Origin of the sequence: Marinobacter sp. JSM 1782161 (assembly GCF_011421605.1) — a bacterium.
GTDB lineage: Bacteria > Pseudomonadota > Gammaproteobacteria > Pseudomonadales > Oleiphilaceae > Marinobacter_A > Marinobacter_A bohaiensis.
Map to the genome: position 1 here is coordinate 1,042,952 of NZ_WSSA01000002.1, position 20,120 is coordinate 1,063,071.

General features: G+C 61.4%; 18 protein-coding genes and 4 tRNA genes. 10 read left to right on the forward strand and 12 right to left on the reverse strand.

Translation table 11 applies throughout. From position 1 onward, the window contains the following. The first annotated feature begins 119 nt into the window (after window positions 1–119). Entirely contained in the window at window positions 120–662 is a 543-nt protein-coding gene (locus tag GQB00_RS04560; protein ID WP_111495852.1) for a YecA family protein, read from the forward strand. On the opposite strand, the gene GQB00_RS04565 is transcribed toward GQB00_RS04560, so the two are convergent. Further along, entirely contained in the window at window positions 632–1,516 is an 885-nt protein-coding gene (locus tag GQB00_RS04565; RefSeq protein WP_165855356.1) for a PHP domain-containing protein, read from the reverse strand. The genes GQB00_RS04560 and GQB00_RS04565 overlap by 31 nt on opposite strands. A gap of 88 nt (window positions 1,517–1,604) precedes the next feature. Between GQB00_RS04565 and GQB00_RS04570 the strand changes: the two genes are divergently transcribed. From GQB00_RS04570 to GQB00_RS04580, 3 genes are all read left to right on the forward strand, one after another. After that, window positions 1,605–1,904, forward strand: a complete 300-nt coding sequence (locus tag GQB00_RS04570; protein ID WP_111496814.1) for a YciI family protein — start codon at window positions 1,605–1,607, stop codon at window positions 1,902–1,904. Between the two features lie 214 nt (window positions 1,905–2,118). Continuing rightward, window positions 2,119–2,799, forward strand: a complete 681-nt coding sequence (locus GQB00_RS04575; protein ID WP_228160542.1) for a TIGR04211 family SH3 domain-containing protein — start codon at window positions 2,119–2,121, stop codon at window positions 2,797–2,799. Window positions 2,800–3,008: 209 nt separating this feature from the next. Next, complete coding sequence (locus GQB00_RS04580) at window positions 3,009–3,317, forward strand: PilZ domain-containing protein (protein WP_228160541.1); 309 nt, start codon at window positions 3,009–3,011, stop codon at window positions 3,315–3,317. A 73-nt stretch (window positions 3,318–3,390) separates the two neighbouring features. Here GQB00_RS04580 and rraA read toward each other — a convergent pair whose 3' ends face one another. Next, the gene (rraA, locus tag GQB00_RS04585; protein WP_228160540.1) at window positions 3,391–3,876 is read right to left on the reverse strand and encodes a ribonuclease E activity regulator RraA; all 486 of its coding nucleotides are present in this window, start codon (window positions 3,874–3,876) and stop codon (window positions 3,391–3,393) included. Window positions 3,877–4,012: 136 nt separating this feature from the next. After that, on the reverse strand, window positions 4,013–6,385 hold the full coding sequence (ppsA, locus tag GQB00_RS04590) for a phosphoenolpyruvate synthase (RefSeq protein ID WP_165855357.1): 2,373 nt from the start codon (window positions 6,383–6,385) through the stop codon (window positions 4,013–4,015). A gap of 218 nt (window positions 6,386–6,603) precedes the next feature. Between ppsA and GQB00_RS04595 the strand changes: the two genes are divergently transcribed. Continuing rightward, a complete protein-coding gene (locus GQB00_RS04595; RefSeq protein ID WP_111495848.1) occupies window positions 6,604–7,419 on the forward strand; it encodes a pyruvate, water dikinase regulatory protein in 816 nt (271 codons plus the stop codon). A 47-nt stretch (window positions 7,420–7,466) separates the two neighbouring features. Here the strand turns inward: GQB00_RS04595 and GQB00_RS04600 are convergent, their stop codons facing one another. Next, window positions 7,467–10,391, reverse strand: a complete 2,925-nt coding sequence (locus GQB00_RS04600; RefSeq protein WP_165855358.1) for an insulinase family protein — start codon at window positions 10,389–10,391, stop codon at window positions 7,467–7,469. Between the two features lie 47 nt (window positions 10,392–10,438). After that, window positions 10,439–10,888, reverse strand: a complete 450-nt coding sequence (locus GQB00_RS04605) for a methylglyoxal synthase (RefSeq protein ID WP_111495846.1) — start codon at window positions 10,886–10,888, stop codon at window positions 10,439–10,441. A gap of 284 nt (window positions 10,889–11,172) precedes the next feature. Here GQB00_RS04605 and GQB00_RS04610 point away from each other — a divergent pair, with 284 nt between their 5' ends. Next, a complete protein-coding gene (locus GQB00_RS04610; protein WP_228276668.1) occupies window positions 11,173–11,754 on the forward strand; it encodes a hypothetical protein in 582 nt (193 codons plus the stop codon). A 211-nt stretch (window positions 11,755–11,965) separates the two neighbouring features. Next, window positions 11,966–13,021 (forward strand): response regulator, encoded by a 1,056-nt coding sequence (locus GQB00_RS04615; RefSeq protein WP_165855359.1) that lies wholly within the window; start codon window positions 11,966–11,968, stop codon window positions 13,019–13,021. On the opposite strand, the gene GQB00_RS04620 is transcribed toward GQB00_RS04615, so the two are convergent. Beyond that, entirely contained in the window at window positions 12,981–13,598 is a 618-nt protein-coding gene (locus GQB00_RS04620; protein ID WP_165855360.1) for a nucleotidyltransferase family protein, read from the reverse strand. The two genes, GQB00_RS04615 and GQB00_RS04620, sit on opposite strands and share 41 nt — an antisense overlap. Window positions 13,599–13,701: 103 nt before the next feature. Between GQB00_RS04620 and GQB00_RS04625 the strand changes: the two genes are divergently transcribed. Then, on the forward strand, window positions 13,702–14,553 hold the full coding sequence (locus tag GQB00_RS04625) for a 6-pyruvoyl trahydropterin synthase family protein (protein WP_165855361.1): 852 nt from the start codon (window positions 13,702–13,704) through the stop codon (window positions 14,551–14,553). A 180-nt stretch (window positions 14,554–14,733) separates the two neighbouring features. Here the strand turns inward: GQB00_RS04625 and GQB00_RS04630 are convergent. The 5 genes from GQB00_RS04630 to gltX all read right to left on the reverse strand — a co-directional run bounded on the left by GQB00_RS04630 (window position 14,734) and on the right by gltX (window position 16,779). Next, window positions 14,734–14,809, reverse strand: a tRNA-Glu gene (locus GQB00_RS04630). Window positions 14,810–14,818: 9 nt separating this feature from the next. Beyond that, a tRNA-Ala gene (locus GQB00_RS04635) sits at window positions 14,819–14,894 on the reverse strand. A 138-nt stretch (window positions 14,895–15,032) separates the two neighbouring features. Then, a tRNA-Glu gene (locus GQB00_RS04640) sits at window positions 15,033–15,108 on the reverse strand. A 7-nt stretch (window positions 15,109–15,115) separates the two neighbouring features. After that, window positions 15,116–15,191: transfer RNA gene (locus GQB00_RS04645), tRNA-Ala, on the reverse strand. A gap of 91 nt (window positions 15,192–15,282) precedes the next feature. Further along, window positions 15,283–16,779, reverse strand: a complete 1,497-nt coding sequence (gene gltX, locus GQB00_RS04650) for a glutamate--tRNA ligase (protein WP_165855362.1) — start codon at window positions 16,777–16,779, stop codon at window positions 15,283–15,285. 189 nt (window positions 16,780–16,968) lie between these two features. Here gltX and GQB00_RS04655 point away from each other — a divergent pair, with 189 nt between their 5' ends. Continuing rightward, a complete protein-coding gene (locus tag GQB00_RS04655) occupies window positions 16,969–17,943 on the forward strand; it encodes a zinc ABC transporter substrate-binding protein (protein WP_165855363.1) in 975 nt (324 codons plus the stop codon). A gap of 16 nt (window positions 17,944–17,959) precedes the next feature. On the opposite strand, the gene GQB00_RS04660 is transcribed toward GQB00_RS04655, so the two are convergent. Beyond that, window positions 17,960–18,874 carry an AEC family transporter gene (locus tag GQB00_RS04660; protein WP_165855364.1) on the reverse strand — a complete coding sequence of 305 codons (915 nt, stop codon included), beginning with the start codon at window positions 18,872–18,874 and terminating at the stop codon, window positions 17,960–17,962. A 193-nt stretch (window positions 18,875–19,067) separates the two neighbouring features. On the opposite strand from GQB00_RS04660, the gene dusA reads away from it, so the two are divergent. Then, window positions 19,068–20,111: a tRNA dihydrouridine(20/20a) synthase DusA gene (gene dusA / locus GQB00_RS04665; protein ID WP_165855365.1), complete on the forward strand. Its 1,044-nt coding sequence runs from the start codon at window positions 19,068–19,070 to the stop codon at window positions 20,109–20,111. Window positions 20,112–20,120: the final 9 nt, after the last annotated feature.

The window sequence follows — 20,120 nt, forward strand, 5'->3', positions numbered from 1 at the left end:
GGGCCCCGAATCTTCGGGGCCCGTTTTTATTGTCACTTGATTACCACGATGCGACGACATACTGTGTGCCGCATATTAAGCCGCTATACTCTGTAGCGTCCGATCAGGAGTGAACCCCCATGCTGTCTCCCCAAGAAATCGAAGCGGTCGAAGACATCCTGTTTGCCGAACCCTGGGCCGACGACGCCCTGGACTTCTTCGGCCTGCACGGCGTCGTCAGCGCCAGTGTCGTCGGCCCCAACGAGCTGGACGCGAAAGCCATGTTCCTGATCGCCACGGGACTCGACGAGCTGCCCGCCGCCGGTGTACCGGATGCCTTCCGTCAGGCTGTGGGCAAGCTGGGCGACACCATGGCGGCATCGCTGGATATGGGAGAGACGCTGGAGCTGCCGGAGCCCGAGGACGGCGACCCCATGAACGCGCTGGAAAACTGGTGCGCCGGGTTCGTCGACACCTTTCTGCAGCACGAAGACGAGTGGCTGAGTATTAACGAAAAGGAAGCGGCGGATCTGCTGGTGCCGATGCTGGCGCTGTCCGGCCTGTTCGAGGACGAGGACTTCGAAAAGGTGCGCAACAGCGACAAACTCAGCCAGGAAATGGCCGATGCCATCCCCGACTCACTGACCGATCTTTACCTGCTGTTCCACGCGCCGGAGAAGTAATCCGGAAGGCGCTGCCAGACTGGCTCAAGGTCGTCTGGCAGCACACCCGGCAATCGACCCAGTTCGCACCAGGCCGCGCCGGGAAAATGAAAGTCGCTGCCCTGCGACGCCAGGTAACCCTCCCGCCGGCACAGCTCCACGAGAAAGCCCAGATCCCCGCTGGACTGCCCCGACGTCAGCACTTCCATCCCATGACCGCCAGCGGCGCGAAAATCGCTCATCAGGGCCCGCAAACGCGTGGCCGTCATCTTGTACTTGCGCGGATGCGCCACCACGGCAACGCCGCCGGCATCGATGATCCACTGCACCACCGTCTCCAGTGACGGCCAGCAGGCTTTAACGTCGCCGGGTTTACCGGCCCCCAGATAGCGCTTGAACGCCTGTCCGCTGTCCCGGACGACATCCTCCTCCACCAGCACCCGGGCAAAATGCGGGCGTCCGGGTACGTCACCACCGGCCTGCGCAGTCGCCTTGTCGAGCAGATCATCGACCCGCAGCCTGGTCAGCCGCTCGGCAATCATCCGGGCTCGACGCCAGCGGTTTTCCGCCTGACCAGTCAGGGCTTCGCGCCAGCGCGGGTGATTGTCGTCGAACCCCAGGCCCACCACATGAATCGTCTGTGACCGCCACTGGCACGACAACTCGATACCGGGTACCAGGCAAATGCCCGCGTCGTTGGCCGCCTTTGCCGCTTCCGGCAGGCCCGCGGTGGTATCGTGGTCGGTCAAGGCCAGGTGGGTAACCCCCCGTTCCGCAGCCCGTGCCACCAACTCGGTCGGCGACAGGACGCCATCGGACGCGGTACTGTGGCAATGCAGATCGATACGGGCGGAGTGTGTTGCAGATATGGTCATATGAGGCCGAAATGTTTAATGTACGGCACAGGATACGCGCATGCTCCAAACGGAGCCAGCCAACAGCGCCAACCACGAGGATGAAAGCATGTACTACGCCATTATCAGCCAGGATGTCGACAACAGCGGCCCGCTGCGCAAACAGGCCCGCCCCGCCCATATCGAGCGCCTGCAGGCCCTGAAGGAGGAAGGCCGCCTGCTGCTGGCCGGTCCCTACCCGGCCATTGACTCTCCCGAGCCGGGCGATGCGGGGTTTACCGGCAGCCTCGTGGTCGCCGAGTTCGAGTCGCTGGAACAGGCGCAAGCCTGGGCCGATGCCGACCCTTATGTTGAAGCCGGCGTCTACGCCAGTGTAATGGTCAAGCCTTTCAAGCCGGTGCTACCGTAGGATCCATTGACAGATCGTAATAACCAGACGCTTGATCGCGTTGGGATCTATGACAGAATTCCCGGTTTGAACGGCCTCTGAAAAGTCGCCTTACACGGCGTTGTGGGACTTACCCTTGCCCGCCCCACCGGCAGAATAATAAAGGTCGCACTCCAGGCCTTACCAATGCCCCGGGACGCCCCAGGATTCAGAAAACAAGCAGGAATGATTCATTGTGATTCATAAGCCATTCACATTGACGAAACTCGTCGCAGCCGTCGTACTGACGCTGGTGTCCGTTACCGCCCTTGCCCAGACCCGTTACGTCGACGACGAACTCTTGATCATGCTGCGCAGCGGCGAAGGCAACCAGTTCCGCATTGTCGACAGTCTGCCCTCCGGCACGCGCCTGAATGTCATTGAGGAAGGTGACTCGGGATACAGTCACGTCCGCACCCAGGATGGCCAGGAAGGCTGGGTGCTGACGCGCTATCTGTCGCCCCAGCCCATCGCCCGCGACCGCCTTGCAGCGGCCCAGAGGAAGCTGGAACAGACGGAATCGGATCTCAAGGAGGCCCGGAGCCAGCTGCAGTCCCTGCAGTCGGAGCGCAATGAGCTGGCGACCTCGGAAGAATCATTGCAATCCCGCGCCGGTAAACTCAGCGCCGAACTGGATCGCATCAAGGAAGTCTCTTCCAACGCCCTGACCCTGGACCGCCGCAATCGCGAACTGCAGGAAAGCAATCAACAGCTCAAGAAGGAAGTCGAGGTGTTGACCGCCGAAAATGAGCGCCTTGAAGCCAAAAAAGAAACGGACTTCATGATGCTGGGTGCCCTGCTCGTCGGCGCCGGCGTGCTGATCGCCATTGTCGTGCCCTGGCTCAAGCCGACCCGCAAAACCGATAACTGGGCTTGATGCCCGATGTCGGTGGGGTGGCGCCCGCAGCGCCGCCCCCCCCCTCCTCCCTCACCCCTCCTTAGATTCCGGTTGCCCCATATCTTGTGGCAAAGGAGACGATCACCTACTAAATATTTGGCTTGAAGCCTGCCTTATTGCCGATCGTTCTTTGACGTCCCGGCTTAGGCAACTTATAACAGTAAAAACACAAGCCGAGAGGTAACAGCATGGCCAATACGATGCGTGACTATTCGGAGAAACGGGACTTTCACCGGATGCGGGTCAACACGCCGGTCGAGATCAGTGACTCGCAGGGGCGTCAACTGGAGGGTATCTGCAAGGATCTCAGCGGAACCGGCATGCAGCTCGCGGTTCAGGACGCCATGCCCGTCGGCACCCAGCTACAGACGCGACTGCCGTCGAGCAACGACCGCTTCCCGCCACTGGAAGCCACGGTCGAAGTGCTGCGCTGTGAACTGGATGAGTCCGGCGACGGTTACCTCGTCGGCGCGGCCATCCAGGAAATCAAACGCTGAGAATTAAAAGACAAGGAAAGGCGCAGCGGCGCCGGTCGCTGCCGCTGCGTCAGACAGGCGCCTGATATCGGCGTTACTGCGGTAAAGACAGGGCCTTCTCGGACACGATGATGCCGTTGTTGTCGGCATAGACGTATTGTCCCGGTACGAAGGTGGTACCGTGGAACGTCACCGGCACGTTGAGGTCACCAATGCCGCGCTTTTCCGTCTTGCGCGGAATCGTCGCCAGGGCCTGCACGCCCAGCTGGGTTTCACCGATCACGTCCACGTCGCGAATGCAGCCGTAGATGATGATGCCGGCCCAACCATTACTCGCCGCCTTCTCGGCCAGCATATCACCCAGCAGGGCCGCCCGCCTGGAACCACCGCCGTCGACGACCATCACTCGCCCTTCTCCCGGCGTCGCCACCTGTTCCTTCACCACGGAATTGTCTTCGAAGCACTTCACCGTCACGATTTCGCCGCCGAAGGCCTTGATGCCACCGTAGTTGTTGAAGCCGGGCTCCACTACGGTCACGTCCGGATATTCGTCGCACAGATCGGGCGTTACGATAGTCACGTCGTTCTCCTCCATCTTTCTGGAACGTCTGGATGTCTGAAAGCGTTGCGTCTGAAAGGATTGATCGCCTGGTTTTTGTTTTTCCAGGAGCCAGATACAGGAAAGCCGGTGCGTGGCACCGGCTTTCCTTTCAGGCTCACTCCAGCTCTTCGTCGGCCAGGAAGAACCAGGTGTCGAGCACCGAGTCCGGGTTCAGGGACACGCTGTCGATGCCCTGATCCATCAGCCACTTGGCCAGGTCCGGGTGGTCCGAGGGGCCCTGACCACAGATACCGACGTACTTGCCGGCCCGCTTACAGGCCTGGATCGCATTGGACAGCAATTTCTTGACCGCCTCGTTACGCTCGTCGAACAGGTGGGCAATGATGCCGGAGTCCCGGTCCAGCCCCAGGGTCAGCTGAGTCAGGTCGTTCGAGCCGATGGAGAAGCCGTCGAAATATTCGAGGAACTCGTCCGCCAGCAGCGCGTTGGCTGGCAGCTCGCACATCATGATCACGCGCAGGCCCTTGTCGCCGCGCTTGAGGCCGTTGGCGGCGAGCAGATCAACCACCTGACGGGCTTCGCCCAGGGTGCGCACGAACGGCACCATGATCTCCACGTTCTCGAAGCCCATTTCCTCACGCACCTTCTTGAGGGCACGGCACTCCAGCTCGAAACAGTCGCGGAAGGTCTCGGAAATGTAGCGGGACGCGCCGCGGAACCCGAGCATCGGGTTTTCCTCGTCCGGCTCGTAAAGGGTGCCGCCGATCAGGTTGGCGTATTCGTTCGACTTGAAGTCGGACAGGCGCACGATCACTTTCTTGTCGGCAAACGCCGCCGCCAGCGTGGAAATACCTTCGACCAGCTTGTCGACGTAGAAATCCACCGGCGACGTGTAACCGGCAATCCGCTTCTCGACCGTCTGCTTGATGTCGCGCGGCAGGCCGTCAAAGTTCAGCAGCGCCTTCGGATGTACACCAATCATGCGGTTGATGATGAACTCCAGGCGCGCCAGACCCACCCCTTCATTTGGCAGGGACTGGAAGTCGAAAGCCCGATCCGGGTTGCCAACGTTCATCATGATCTTGAACGGAATGTCCGGCATGGACTCGACGGTGTTTTCGCGCAGTTCGAAATCGAGGCTGCCCTCGTACACCATCCCGGTATCACCCTCGGCGCAGGAGACCGTGACCTCCTGGCCTTCCTTGAGGACATCGGTGGCATCACCACAGCCCACAACCGCCGGGATGCCCAGTTCGCGGGCGATGATGGCGGCGTGACAGGTGCGGCCACCGCGGTCAGTGACGATTGCGGACGAACGCTTCATCACCGGCTCCCAGTCCGGGTCGGTCATGTCGGTCACCAGCACGTCGCCTGGCTGGACGCGATCCATTTCCTGGATGCTGGTCACCACCCGCACCGGACCTTTACCGATACGGTGGCCGATACTGCGGCCTTCCGCCAGAATCGTGCCCTGCTCTTTCAGCAGATAACGCTCCATGACGTTCGCCTGGGCGCGACTCTTGACGGTTTCGGGACGCGCCTGAACGATGAAGATACGGCCGTCATCACCGTCCTTGGCCCACTCGATGTCCATCGGGCGGCCGTAATGCTTCTCGATGATCACCGCCTGACGGGCCAGGTTCTCGACCTCCTCGTCGGTGATGCAGAAACGGTTGCGGTCGGCGTCTTCAACCTTGACGGTCTCCACCGACTTGCCCGCCTCAGCGCTGTTTCCATAAACCATCTTGATGGCCTTGCTGCCGAGATTACGGCGCAGCACGGCGGGACGCTCCGCCTCCAGCGTCGGCTTGTGAACGTAGAACTCATCCGGGTTGACCGCGCCCTGGACGACGGTCTCGCCCAGACCGTAGGAGGCAGTGACGAACACCACATCCTGGAAACCGGATTCGGTATCCAGGCTGAACATCACGCCGCTGGCGGCCGTCTCACTGCGTACCATTTTCTGAATACCGGCGGACAGTGCGACCAGCTTGTGATCGAAACCATGGTGGACGCGGTAGGAAATGGCGCGGTCGTTGAACAGGGAGGCGAACACTTCACGAACCGCGTGCTTGACGTGCTCGTAGCCGACGATGTTCAGGAAGGTTTCCTGCTGGCCCGCAAAAGAGGCATCCGGCAGGTCTTCAGCCGTCGCCGAGGAGCGCACCGCAACGGCCATATTGGGATTGCTCCCCTGCAGCTGGGAGTAAGCCTCTTCCAGCGCTTTTTCCAGCGCCGGCGGGAAAGGCGTATCGGTGACCCACTGACGAATCTGGGCGCCAACCCGTGCCAGTTCGTTGACGTCGTTGATATCGAGTGCTTCCAGCGCTTCGTCGATCCGGTCCTTGAGACCGTCCTTGGCGAGGAATTCGCGGTACGCATGGGCTGTGGTCGCGAATCCACCGGGTACGGTCACGCCTGCATTGGCCAGGTTGCTGATCATTTCTCCCAGCGACGCATTCTTGCCACCAACGCGGTCTACATCCGACATACCCAGGTTTTCAAACCAGATGATGTAATCTTCCAAAGCGCATCTCCCTTCAATTCTTGAGCCCATTCGGCGGGTAGCCATCGAATATGGGCGGTATCATACTGTAACCTTCGTGGATTACCTAGGGATCTTCACGTATAGCTCCCTTATTACTAGCCTTCAGCCCGCCACTGGTGCGGCTTTTGGGCAGGTTAAGGAATCCTTAATCCTGAGAAATCCGAATCGACAGCCCGCAACGGAGCACACCACAGACCATGAAACGGACGGCATTTTTCATTTCCGACGGCACCGGCATCACCGCTGAGGCCCTGGGCAACAGCCTGCTGGCCCAGTTCGAGAAAATCCATTTCGAACGCATCACCGTGCCTTACATCGACGATCTGGAAAAGGCCGCCGCCGTGGTCAAGCGCATCGACAGGATGGCGCAACTGGATGATGCCAAACCGCTGATCTTCGATACCATCGTTGACAGCGTCATCCGTGCGGAGGTGTCCAGAGCTAACGGCTTCATGGTGGATATTTTCGGCACCTTCCTGCAGCCGCTGGAACTGGAGCTGGATGCCTCGTCGTCCTACTCGGTGGGCCGTTCGCACTCGATTTCCAACGAGACCAACTATGAGCGACGCATCAACGCGGTGAACTTTGCCCTCGACAACGACGATGGCGCCCGCACCCGACATTACGACGAAGCCGACCTGATCCTCATCGGTGCCTCCCGCAGCGGCAAAACGCCGACCTGCCTTTATCTGGCCCTGCACTATGGCATCAAGGCGGCCAATTACCCGATCACCGAAGACGACATCCATGACCAGCGCCTGCCATCGGTACTGCGCCCCCATCGGGAAAAGCTCTTTGGATTAACCATCGATCCGGAGCGGCTCGCAACCATCCGCAACGAGCGGCGCCCGAATTCCAGATATTCTTCGGAGAAGCAGTGTCGGTTTGAAATCGAGGAAATCGAACTGATGTACCGGCGGGAACGGGTGCCCTACCTCAACACGACCGCCTATTCGATCGAGGAAATTTCCACCCGCATCATGGTCACCACTGGCATTGAGCGGAACCGGTAACCCGGCTCCGCTCAAACCTCCCTGGCACTCGCTCAGGAGCGCTCAGATCAAAGTTCGCAAATCTCCAGACCGGCATCGCGCAGGGCATCGCGATGCTGGGCGCTGGTGATCACGGCGGTACTCGCCTTCTCCGGCACCAGCCACTCGCCTGCCACGCGCTTCAGATCGTCCAGAGTGACCGCCAAGACGCGCTCGCGGAAACGGTTCTGCTGCTCCGGCGTGCGCCCGAACAGACGGTTCTGGAACGCGTGCTTGGCTTCACCGGCCGGGGAGCGAGGCTTGTCCAGCTGGCCGACAACCCCCAGGATCGCTTCTTCCAGCGCCTGCGGGTCGTGCTCGGTTTGCTGCAACCAATCCACGGCCTGGTCGAAGTCGTCGAGGGTTTCGGTCAGGCGCGGGTCCCGGTACGAGAAAAAACGGAAGGTGCCGTTGACGCTGTCCTGGGCCGCACCGCCGCCATAGGCCCCGCCCTGTTCCCGGATAGCCCGGTGCAGGTAGCCGTTGCGCAGGAATCCGCCCAACACGGTCAGTGCCGCGGCATCGGGGTGATCGATCGGCACGGTGCTGTAGGCCTTGGCGCAGAAGTTCACCTGAGTGGAGGTCACCCAGGCCTGGCGCACGGTTTCGTTGACCGGTGCCACTTCCCAGCGCTCCGCTTCAATCGTCGAAGCCTTGGGCCAGGCTTCCCGCAGTGCTGTCAGCGTCGGTTCGAGCTGTTCCTGCTCACCCACCACCAGGAACTGGCGCGCCTGACTCTGGATACGCTGGTGAATGTTCGCCAGCTTGTTGCACAGGGCTTCCAGCTCAGCGCCGTCATCCAGCGCATCGTCCAGCGCCTTGATGCCCTTGATGGCCGAGAGCCCCCCCAGACGAAAGGCCAGGCGCGCGCCGGGGCTGAGCCCCTGGGCCGCAGCGCCCATCGCCAGGGCGTGCCCGCTACCGGTTACCGCCTGCTCGCGGCGGGCGCGAATCTGAGCGACGGTCTCCCGAATTCGGGCATGCTCGTCGAAACGGGCGTTCTCGAAAATGTCGCGCAGCAGGCGCGTCAGCTTCTCGCGATTGCGCGCCAACGCCTTGCCGCCGATCACCAGATAGCCGGACAGATCCTGCACATCATCGATACGGCCCTTGGCCACAGTAAAGGCGCTGACGCCACCGGTTTCCGCCGACAACCGGTCCTGCATCTGCAGATAGTCCAGTTCGCCGCAGCCGACTTCAGTCAGGCAGGTGGTATACAGCGGCAGCAGCAACAGCTCTTCATCGCTGAACGCGGGCATGGGCAGGACCACCTGCTCGTAGACCAGGCCATTGGTGCCCTGGTCATAGAGTGTTGCGGGAAAATCCTCGGTCATCCGCGCTTCCGGCTCCGGTGTTTGCAGCGGTACGTCGCTGAGGTCCACCTTGGGCAGGATCGAATCGTCGTCTTTGCGATTCTGGCGCGCTTCCAGGTCCGCCGCCCGCTTGACGATGGTCTGGACCTCGTCTTCTTCCAGCCCGGCCTTGCGCTTGGCCAACGCCTCGGCCACCGCGGCCTGCTCGCGCTTCTCCATCTGGTCATCGGGACGCAGGGTCAGGGTGACGCGATGCGGGTTGTCCAGCAACATCCGGCGTACCAGTCGCGGCACGAAGTCCGGATCCTTGATCTTCTCGCGCAGACTCGCCAGCACCGGCTCCAGGTCCAGCAGGTCGACCGGATCGCCGCCGTGCACCATCGGCGAGATCGATGCCATGATCAGCTGCAGGCCGTAGGGGAACTGGTCGCCGGCGATCTCGCGCTGGTGCAATTCCAATTGGTGCAGGATCGCTTCCAGGCGTTCTTCGCTGACGCCGTCCCGGGCAACTTTCTCCAGCGTCTCTTCAACCAGTTTTTCCAGGTCCCCGGCACGGCCGGGCTCGCTGCCTTCAATGCCGCACACGAAGGTCATCTCCCGGTTGGAATCCTCCAGCCCCAGCATGGGCGACGGCGCATGGCCGATATCGGTGGTTTCCAGGGCCCGCATCAGCGGCGATGCGCTGTTCTCAAGCAGCACGTTGGCCAGCAGGTGGGCTTCCAGGTTTTCTTCCAGTTCAAAACTGTGCCCCAGCAACCAACCCATAACGATGTGGGTCTTGTGGTCGGTTTCCTCGCCTTCGCTGATGCTGTAGGCGTCCTCCACCCGCAGCGGGGCGTAAATGCGCTTCTCGTCGCGTACCGGCAACTCCACGTCCTGACGCTCGAAACGGGACAGCACCAGGTTCTCGAAGCGGTCGTGATGCTCGATGGCCGGAATATTCCCGAAAGTGGCGAAGATTGCGTTCGACGGATGGTAATGATGGCGGTAGAACGCCAGCAGGTCGTCGTAACGCAGGTCGGTAATGTGGGTCGGCTCACCGCCGCTGTTGTAGTGGTAGGTGGTGGTCTGGAACAGGTGACTGCTCAGCTTTTGCCAGAGCTGGGACGTCGGCGCGCTCATGGCGCCTTTCATCTCGTTGTAGACCACACCTCGGTGGACCAGCGGCGTGGACGGATCGTCCGGATCCTCGAATTCCAGACGGTGCCCTTCCTGGGAGAAATCCATCTCGTCCAGTTTGGAGAAGAAGACGGAATCCAGGTAAACGGACAACAGGTTGTCGAAATCCTTGCGGTTCTTGGTGGCGAACGGATACGCGGTCCAGTCGCTGCTGGTAAAGGCGTTCATGAAGGTGTTGAGCGACCGGCGAATCATCATGAAGAAGGGATCGCGGACCGGGTAGCGCTCGCTGCCGCACAGGGCGGTGTGTTCAAGAATGTGCGCCACACCGGTTGAGTCCATGGGGAACGTCCGCAGGGCCACGAAAAACACGTTCTCGTCGTTGTCGGAAGCCAGGTGCAGGTGCGTTGCCCCGGTCTTGCGGTGACGGTATTCCTCCACGTCGATGTGCAGGGTCTCGATCCGGTGTTTTCTCACCCTTTCGAAGGCAGGGTGAACGGCTTGGTCGGCGTTCTTGGTCATAACAGAATCCTGAATGGTCATTCGTTCTGGTCGGCTCCGGGCGCCTTTCACGCTTCGGAACCGGCGACAGGGCGACTTTGGTAGACGGAAAAGTCCGGTTTCTTCCGCTGATACTGGCTGAAGCAGGGAGACGACACCATGAAGTCCGCCGAGCTCTCGTTACAGGCGATGGGGATATTCCAGAGCGTGGCGACCCGCAACAGCGCCTTGATATCGGGATCGTGGGACATCGGCTCAAGGGGATCCCAGAAAAAGATCAGGAGATCCACCTGTCCTTCGGCAATCCGTGCACCGATCTGCTGATCCCCTCCCAGCGGACCACTTTGCAGACGCTCCACCGGCAGTCCGGTCTGATCCGACAGCAAGCGCCCGGTGGTGCCTGTCGTCAGCAGCGCACAGTTCTCAAGCGTGTCGCGGTTGCGCGCCACCCAGGCCACCAGATCCGCTTTCTTGTTGTCATGGGCGACCAGCGCCACACGATGAATTGCGTCCGTCATCGAGATACCTACCCTGCATCCTAATCGCTGGTTAATGGGCCACTGGTCGACGAGTCCGGGGGCGACGCAGTTCTGTCTCACGAGCCTCAACCGGGGTCACAGCGGTTATCGTCACATTTACCGGTAGGGTAACACGCACTATCCAACATGACGCCACCGTAAAGGAACCGGGGTGAAGTCAATGACTGAATTAGTTACTCTCTATTGTCAGTCGCTTTTTAACAGGTGGCCCGAGGGGTTGCCGGTTACCGTGTCAGGATTGCTTGCAGGAAAACGTCACGCGCATGAGTGCCCCTTTGTCCCAGATTCCCCCATCCCCCGAGCATGCGGAGCCGGAGCAGCCCGCGCCGGCCTCCACGGCAACGCCGCTGGCTCCCCGTGAAGCTCCCGATTCACCGCGCTCCGAGCCGGAGCCGGGTAGCGCCGAACTGGCGCCCTACTGGGTGGAGCGCAAGCGCTACCTGAAACAACTGCGTAAAGTACCGGAGCTACGCCAGCGCTTCCGCCGATCGCTGCTGGTTTACAGCCTACGCCGGCTGCTGTGGTCGTTCTGCTTCTTCCCGGTGATCATCGCCTTCTGGGTGCCTCTGGTCATGGCCAGCTTCAACCCCGTCATCCTGGTCACCAACCTGCTTCCGCAGCTGGAGGCGTTTATCGCCGCCAATCCGGAAGTGCAGGCCCATACCACCCAGACATTGGTCGTCGCCTGGCTTTCCGTCGGCTTTTTCTTCCTGATTTTCGATTTCATCCTGACGCCATTCCGCTCCCCCTACGATTACGAAGCGGACGTTCACATGCGCGTGTGGGAGGATCGCCAGTCCGCACCCCGGAGCGGGGACGGCGAGCCGCAGCCGGACAATCCATAGCGATCCGGATCGGCCCGCGATAGCGCGGACCGTCAAAGCTCCGCTTGCCACGTGCGAAATCACGGCAAACCTCTGAAAACCGATTACTATTCTGGGAAAGGCGAGGATAGACACACGCCATCCCGTTCCAGGGTGGATCGCCCCTGATGCGGGGCGCCCACACCCGCCTGACAAACCTGGCCCGGACCCACAAGGACTTTGAGGTTGTAGCATGGCACTGAAGAACGCATTGCTGGTGGACGATTCCAAGGTGGCCCGTTTCGCGCTGAGCAAACTGCTGGAAAACCGTTCAATGACGGTCGGCATGACCGGCTCTGCCGAAGAAGCCCTGGATACCCTCAACAGCGTCGGCAAGGACGGAATCCGGCCCGACGTGATCTTCATGGATCACCTGATGCCCGGCATGAACGGGATCGAAGCCACCCGGGCCATCAAGGGCAATCCCGCCACGGCAACCATCCCGATCATCATGTGCACCTCCAAGAAGGCCGACACCTTCTCGGATCAGGCCCGGCGCTTTGGCATCTACGACATCCTCAGCAAGCCGTTGCAGCAGGACCACCTCTACTCGGTGCTTGACCAGCTCACCGCTGACATCGAAAACGATACCCTGCCCACTCCGCCGGCCCCTGAAGACACACTCGACCCCATGCTGGCCCTCGATGACGAGCCACTCGACCTGACCGGACCGGAACCCGCAAGCGTAGCGGCACACTCCGGGACCAGCCAACAGCAAAGCGGCCCATCACCGGCAAGCTCGGAAACCTCCATCGAAGAAGTCGCCCGTTCGGCCGTGCGGACACACGTCAATAACCGCCTGCACGAACTGCTCAGCGGCCTGTTCGACGAGCAATACGACCATCTGGGCCGGCTACTGGAGCGTGAGCGAAGCGTCCAGGCCGATCTGCTGGAAGAGCGCCTGCAGCGGCTCAGGAACGATATTCACGCCGACCTGGAAGAGGTCCTTTCCCGGCAATCGGCACCGCCAACATCAACCGGACTGACGGCGGAAACCCTGGCCGAGCTCAAGGACCACATGACCAGCGTGCAGACCATCGACACCGAGTTCTGGCAGACGCTGCAGTCGGAAGCCATCCAACAGGCTCACGCCATTTCCCGTGACACCGCCGAGGAGATCGCCCGAAGCGCCGTCGAAGCCTATGCCAACCAACATCGCGGCCTCAGCTTACGAGCCTTCGTGAGTGGCCTGGCGGTGAGCCTGGGGCTCATCGGGGCCGGCATGGTGTGGCTTTCCGGAGCGCTCTGAGGCGCTGCCAGTCGGCCCAGCGGTCGATGTCCTGCACCGCTCCCGGGGCCGCCACCAGGCGGGTGTCCAACCGCCGAAGCAGTCGACCGGCGCCCTGGTCCCCGTGTAACCGGGCAATCGCCGGCCACATGGAGCGTGGCAGGTAAGCCGGCGCGCCCGCCATGCCATCCAGGTCCGCAGCCACCGGTCGCCGCCCCACCTCCTCCTCAACGGCCTGGCGCATTGACGGCCAGAATTCCGGATCAATTGCCGGCTGATCCACCAACAGCACGTAAGCGCCCGTGACGCCCCCCGGCAGGCTTGATAACCCCCTTTGCAATGAGCCTGCCTGCCCATCGGCCCAGTCCGGGTTGACCACCCAGCGATCCGGCTGTGCGGCACAGCGAAAGCGGATCAGCGGGTAATGGCCGCCCACCACAACGTGCACCCGGTCGGACAGCTCACGCGCGCGCCGAACCGCCAGCGCCAGTAAGGAATTTCCACACCACGACAAAGCGGCCTTGGGGTGCCCCATACGCCGGGAACCTCCGGCAGCCAGTACCAGCGCTGCCGCAGACACATCAAGTTTGTTGGTCATGAACACATTCCCGCTCAATGTCGGAAGCTAAATACTCACGGGGGAAGGCGAAATTTTGTTAGAATTGCGCCAATCACACGCCTATCCGGAATTAGATTGATCCATGAACCACCTCTTTGTCGACAACCTGACCGTCATCGATTTCGCTTACCTGGACACCCGTCGCGGATTGGTGGGGGAAAGCTGGATTGTTGATATCGTCCTGGCCGGCGAGCTGGACGAACAGGGAATGGTGTTCGATTTCGGATCGGTCAAGCGCACCATCAAGCAGGTGATCGACGAACGCGTCGACCACCGGTTGGTCACACCCATGGATCAGCCTGCGCTGGAGGTCACCGAAGAGGGTGATCGGGTCAGCCTGGCCTGGCAACTGGAAGATGGCGGCCTGATTCGCCATCAGTCCCCGGCCGAAGCCGTTCTCCTGCTTGAGGGCGAACGCGTGGTGCCGTCGGCGGTGTCGGCGCTGCTTGAATCCGAGCTGCGTGCGGTGCTGCCAGGCAACGTCACAGGTATCGAAGTCATCCTGCGGGAAGAAGAAATCGACGGCCCCTACTACCATTACGTCCACGGTCTGAAAAAGCATCTGGGCAATTGCCAGCGAATCGCGCACGGGCACCGTTCGCGCATCGAGATCCGGCGCAACGATACCCGCGACAATGATCTGGAGCGCGAATGGGCCGACCGGTGGCGCGACATCTATGTGGGCACCGAGGAAGACATCGTCGAGCAGTTCGTGGAAAACGACACGGCCTATGTCACCTTTGCCTATGAGGCGAATCAGGGGGAATTCACCCTGACCCTGCCCCGTCGTCGCGTTTACCTGATGAACACGGACTCCACGGTGGAACTGATCGCGGCGCACCTGGCCGATACCTGCAAGCAGCCGCATCCGAACGATCGTATCCAGGTGAAGGCCTTTGAAGGCGTTGGCAAGGGCGCCATTGCCATCCGCTAACGCACCTGGCGCCGCCCTCACGGTAGGCGCAGCGCCCGTCGTTGCGAACACGCCAGACGGGCTCAGAGACAAATTCCAGACATAAAAAAACCGCCCAATTGGGCGGTTTTCTTTATCCCGACCCGGCCCTGATAGACCGTTTCGGAGGGCGAAAGCCATCTTGTGAACGGCTTTCTGTATTGGCGTCCCCTAGGGGGTTCGAACCCCTGTTGCCGCCGTGAAAGGGCGGAGTCCTAGGCCACTAGACGAAGGGGACTAGAAAAATTGGTGGAGCCAAGCGGGATCGAACCGCTGACCTCAACACTGCCAGTGTTGCGCTCTCCCAGCTGAGCTATGGCCCCTCAATTTCAATTTTCACTGCACATCTATTCGCTTACAACCAAAAAACCGCCCGGTGTGGGGCGGTTTTTCGCCTCCGACTCCCTACATGAGCAGGGCTTACGAAGTAGGAAAACCATCTTGTGAACGGCTTTCCAAATTGGCGTCCCCTAGGGGGTTCGAACCCCTGTTGCCGCCGTGAAAGGGCGGAGTCCTAGGCCACTAGACGAAGGGGACTAAAACTTGGTGGAGCCAAGCGGGATCGAACCGCTGACCTCAACACTGCCAGTGTTGCGCTCTCCCAGCTGAGCTATGGCCCCGACAACGGATGCGTATACTAGAGATGCGCCCCCTGCCCGTCAACCCCTGAACCGAACTTTTTTCAGGGGTAACAGGCCGCAGGACAGCGTCTTACGCGTCACCCCCTTGAACGGACAACGCCGCGTATTCTTTCTCCACCCGCTTGGTTTCTTTCTTGGAGAAACCACCCAGCACCTGCAGTGCATGACGCAGTCGCGCCCGGGTCATATCCGGGCCCAGCAGCGCCATGGAATCCATCACCGACCAGGAGTTGGGCGTTCCGGCAATGGCCACGAAAATGGGGAACATGAACTCGCCCATCTTCAGGTCCATGGCCTTGGCCAATCCTTTCACGTCGGCGAAGATATTGTCCTTACTCCAGTGCCGCTGGGCCTCCAGGCGCCACAGGGCAAACTGCAGCACCCGCTTCACCTCGCCCTCTTCCAGCTTCTTGTGCGCAAAGTCCTCAGGCTTGAGATCCATCATGCCGGAGAACATGAAACTGGCCATGGGCGCCACGTCGCTGAACACCTCGGCACGCCCGCGAACGTGAGGGACAAGGGACTCCAGCGCCTCACGATTGAACCACCAGCGCTGCAGGCGCTCGACGAACGCCTCATCGTCGAGGTCCTCACGCAGCCAGAGGCCGTTGAGCCAGCGCAGCTTTTCCACGTCGAACACGGGGCCGCCCAGGGACACCCGCTGGATGTCGAAGTGGTCGATCATGTCCTGGACCGAGAACTTCTCACGCTCATCCGGCATCGACCAGCCCATACGCCCCAGATAGTTGATCACCGCCTCGGGCAGGAACCCCATACGCTCGTAGAAGTTGATGCTGGTGGGGTTCTTGCGCTTGGACAGCTTGCTCTTGTCCGGATTGCGCAGCAGCGGCAGGTGGCACAGCACCGGCATGTCCCAGCCAAAGTACCTGTAGAGCAACTGATGCTTGGGCGCGGAGTTGATCCATTCCTCACCGCGCATCACGTGGGTGATGCCCATCAGGTGGTCATCCACCACATTCGCCAGATGATAGGTCGGCATGCCGTCGGACTTGAGCAGGATCTGGCAATCCACCTGCCCCCAATCGATCTCGACCTGGCCGCGCAGCATGTCATCGATGACGCAGACGCCCTCGTCCGGCACCTTCATGCGGATCACATGCGGCTCGCCCGCTTCCAGACGCGCCCGGACTTCATCCGCCGGCAATTCCAGGTCGCCCTTGATCCCCGGATTCTGGCCTGCGGCCTTGCGCTCTTCGCGAATCCGATCGAGCTCTTCGGGCGTGCGGAAACAGTAGAAGGCGTGCCCCTTTTCCACCAGCTCCTCAGCGTAACCACGGTAATCGGCCTTGCGCTCGGACTGGCGGTAAGGACCGTGCGGGCCACCCACGTCCGGACCCTCGTCCCACTCCAGCCCCAGCCAGCGCAGGGCTGACAGGATATCCTGCTCGGATTCCGCCGTGCTCCGGGTCTGATCCGTATCTTCAATGCGCAGAATGAACTGACCACCGTGCTGGCGGGCAAAGCACATGTTGAACAGCGCCACGTAGGCCGTGCCAACATGGGGATCACCGGTGGGAGACGGTGCAATTCGGGTACGAACAGTCATTGATGATTCCTGTGAGCAGAACGGACGCTCCTGAGCGGGCATCCGCGGAATGGATTCAGATCGCGCATTATAGCGTCCTATACGCTCGCACGCATGAACCCACGAGACCGCTTCTTCGTCGCTTGCTTCGGACTTTACGCGCAACCTGTTACATTATAACATTGCCGAAAATCCGGACTGGAACTCGACATGACCTACGCCAGACACGCTGTAAAACTCATCGCCCTGCTCCTGCTGACAGCAACCGCCGCCGCGGCACAACCCGAGCAGCCCCTGAAAATCGTCACCTCAATCAAGCCGCTGGCCCTTTTGACCCAGGCGGTTGCCCCCGCCGACACAGAGATCCACACCCTGATTCCGGCCGGTGCCAGCCCCCACACCTATCAGTTGCGCCCATCCGACCGCCGGGCGCTGGCTGACGCCGACCTGATCCTGTGGGTGGGGCCGGAGCTGGAAACCTTCCTGGAGCACCTGCTGGAAAGCCCGGAGATGAAGGATCGCACCCTCGCCCTGATGCCGGACGACATCAAGACGCACGAGGGCGCGCATGAAGAGCACGCCGAGCATCACGAGGACCCCGAACACGAGCACCATGACGAGGCCGGACGCGACCACGCCGCCGAAGAGGAGCACGAACATCACCATCACGGTGTCGACCCCCACGTCTGGCTGGACCCGCAAATCGCGCTGACCATGACCCGCGCCATTGAGGCACGCCTGGCGCAGGTACGCACTGACCAGGCCGACGCCATGGCCGGGCGCCTGGCGGACTTCGAGACAGGGCTGGAGATGACCGAGGGCGACATCCGCAACCGACTGGCATCGCTCCACGACGTGGACATTTTCACCTACCACGACGCCTTCCGACGCTTCGCCGAGCACTATGGTCTGCACGTCAGCCAGGCGCTCACGCTGACACCGGAACGCTCACCGGGCGCCCGGCATCTGGCCAAGGTCCGCGAAGAACTGGGCGGTGCCGCGCACCCCTGCCTGATGACCGAGCCCCAGTTCAGCCGTGACTGGTGGCAGGGACTGACCGAAGATCTCAACCTGACCATCACCACCTGGGATCCGCTGGGCTCGGACATCCCGCTGGAGAGGGACGGTTACCTGCAATTCCAGCAGTCGCTGGCCGACGCGGCACTTTCCTGCCTGGGCGAGTAGTTTCAGGCCCACATCCCTACGTCAGCAACCCCAGCATCACCGGCATGATCAGGATAGCCAGCAGAGTCTGGCCACTGATGATGCCGGCCATCAAGGGGGCGTCGCCCCCGAGCTGGCGTGCCAGTATGTAGGCCGACGACGCTGTCGGCAGCGCCGCCAGCAGAATCAGGACCTGCAACATCAGGCCGTCAATGCCCAACCAGGCCGCCAGGCCCGCGGTGACAACCGGTAACAGCACCAGCTTCAGCGCCGACGACAGCACGAACGGCATGGAGGCATGACGCAATGCCTTGAACTGGAGCCCGGCCCCTACCGTAAGCAGCCCCAACGGCAACGCCATACCGCTTAGCGGCTCCAGGAACCGGGCAATGATGGGATGGAAGCCGATGCCCAGGTAACCCCAGATGGCGCCCGCCACCGAGCCCACGATCAGCGGGTTGGTGACGATGGCCTTGAGCATCGGAATCAGCCGCACCGGCCCCTGCCCCACCATCACCGAAAACATCAGGATGCACAGCAGGTTGAGCAACGGCACATTGATCGCCACGCCGACGGCAAACAGGGACAGCCCGTCGTCCCCCAGCATCAGCCCGGCCGCCGCCAGCCCCACGAACGAATTGAAACGGATCGCGCCCTGGTACACCGAGCTGAAAACCGCGCCGGACCAGCGCTGCCAGAGCTGCAGCACGACCATCAATAGCGTGATGGTCGCCGCCATGGCCACCACCACTAGGGCGATATCGCCATAGGCGGACGTCGGTATCTGCGCGTTGCCCAGTTTATAGAGCAGCATGGGCGGGAACAGCACATAGTAGGTGAAGCGCTCCGCCAACGGCCAGAAACCGTCGCCCGGAAAATGCACCCGACGCAGGAACTGACCCAGCAGGATCAACCCAAACACCGGTACCAGGGCCTGTATAAGCACTTCCACGGCTACCTACTCCTTATCCCGCCGACACGCAGTGGGCGCCGGAAAAAGGAAGCCGCGCCCAAAATCAGAAGCTTACCAGTTGCTGCAGCAACTTGCGCCGCATCGCTACCGGCAAAACGGTTCATTTTTTATTCAGTGCCCGACGCGTTATAATCGCGCGCCCGTGAACGAACCCAGCAACATCAGGATGCCCATGCCGTCAGCCGGAATTACCAAGACACCGTCCACCAACGCCGCGCCAGCCCTCAACCGGCGCTTTTCCGTGGCACCGATGATGGATTGGACCACCTCCGCATACCGTTATTTCGCCCGCCTGCTGTCGCGGGACACCCTGCTGTACACGGAAATGGTGACCACCGGCGCGCTGATCCACGGTGACACCGCCCGTTTCCTGCGCCATGAGGAAGCCGAATACCCGCTGGCCCTGCAACTGGGTGGCAGCAACGCCTCGGAACTGGCCACCTGCGCGCGCCTGGCGGGGGATCACGGCTTCGACGAAGTCAACCTGAACGTGGGTTGCCCCAGCGACCGGGTCCAGAACAACATGATCGGCGCCTGCCTGATGGCCCATCCGGAAACGGTCGCCGAGGGCGTATCCGCCATGCAGGCCGCCACCCACCTGCCGGTGACGGTCAAACATCGCATCGGCATCGACGGCCGCGAATCGTTCGACGATCTGTGCCACTTCATTGACGTGGTCGCCAGCGCCGGCTGCCGTACGTTTATCGTGCACGCCCGCATCGCCATCCTTGATGGCCTCAGCCCCAAGGAAAACCGGGAAATCCCGCCGCTGAAATACGACTGGGTATACGCACTCAAACAGCGCTACCCGCACCTGGAGATCATCATCAACGGCGGCATCAAGACGCTGCCCCAGTGTCAGGAACACCTGGAAAACGTCGACGGTGTGATGATCGGTCGTGAGGCCTACCAGAACCCCTGGATGCTGTCGCAGGTGGATCCGGTCCTGTTCGGCCGTGCCGCGCCTTACAGCAATCGCCACGACGTGCTGCGGGCGATGCTGCCGTACATCCAGAGCGAACTGGATCGCGGCGTCTACCTGACGCACATCAGTCGTCACGTGATGAACCTGTTTCACGGCTGCAAAGGTGGCCGACAGTTCCGCCGCCACATCAGCGAGAACGCCCATAAACCCGGCTCCGGCATCGAGGTTTTGGAGCGGGCGATGGCGAAGGTCCCCGAAGAGACGGGCGAAGACATCCTGCAGCCGGCCTGACCCCGACCG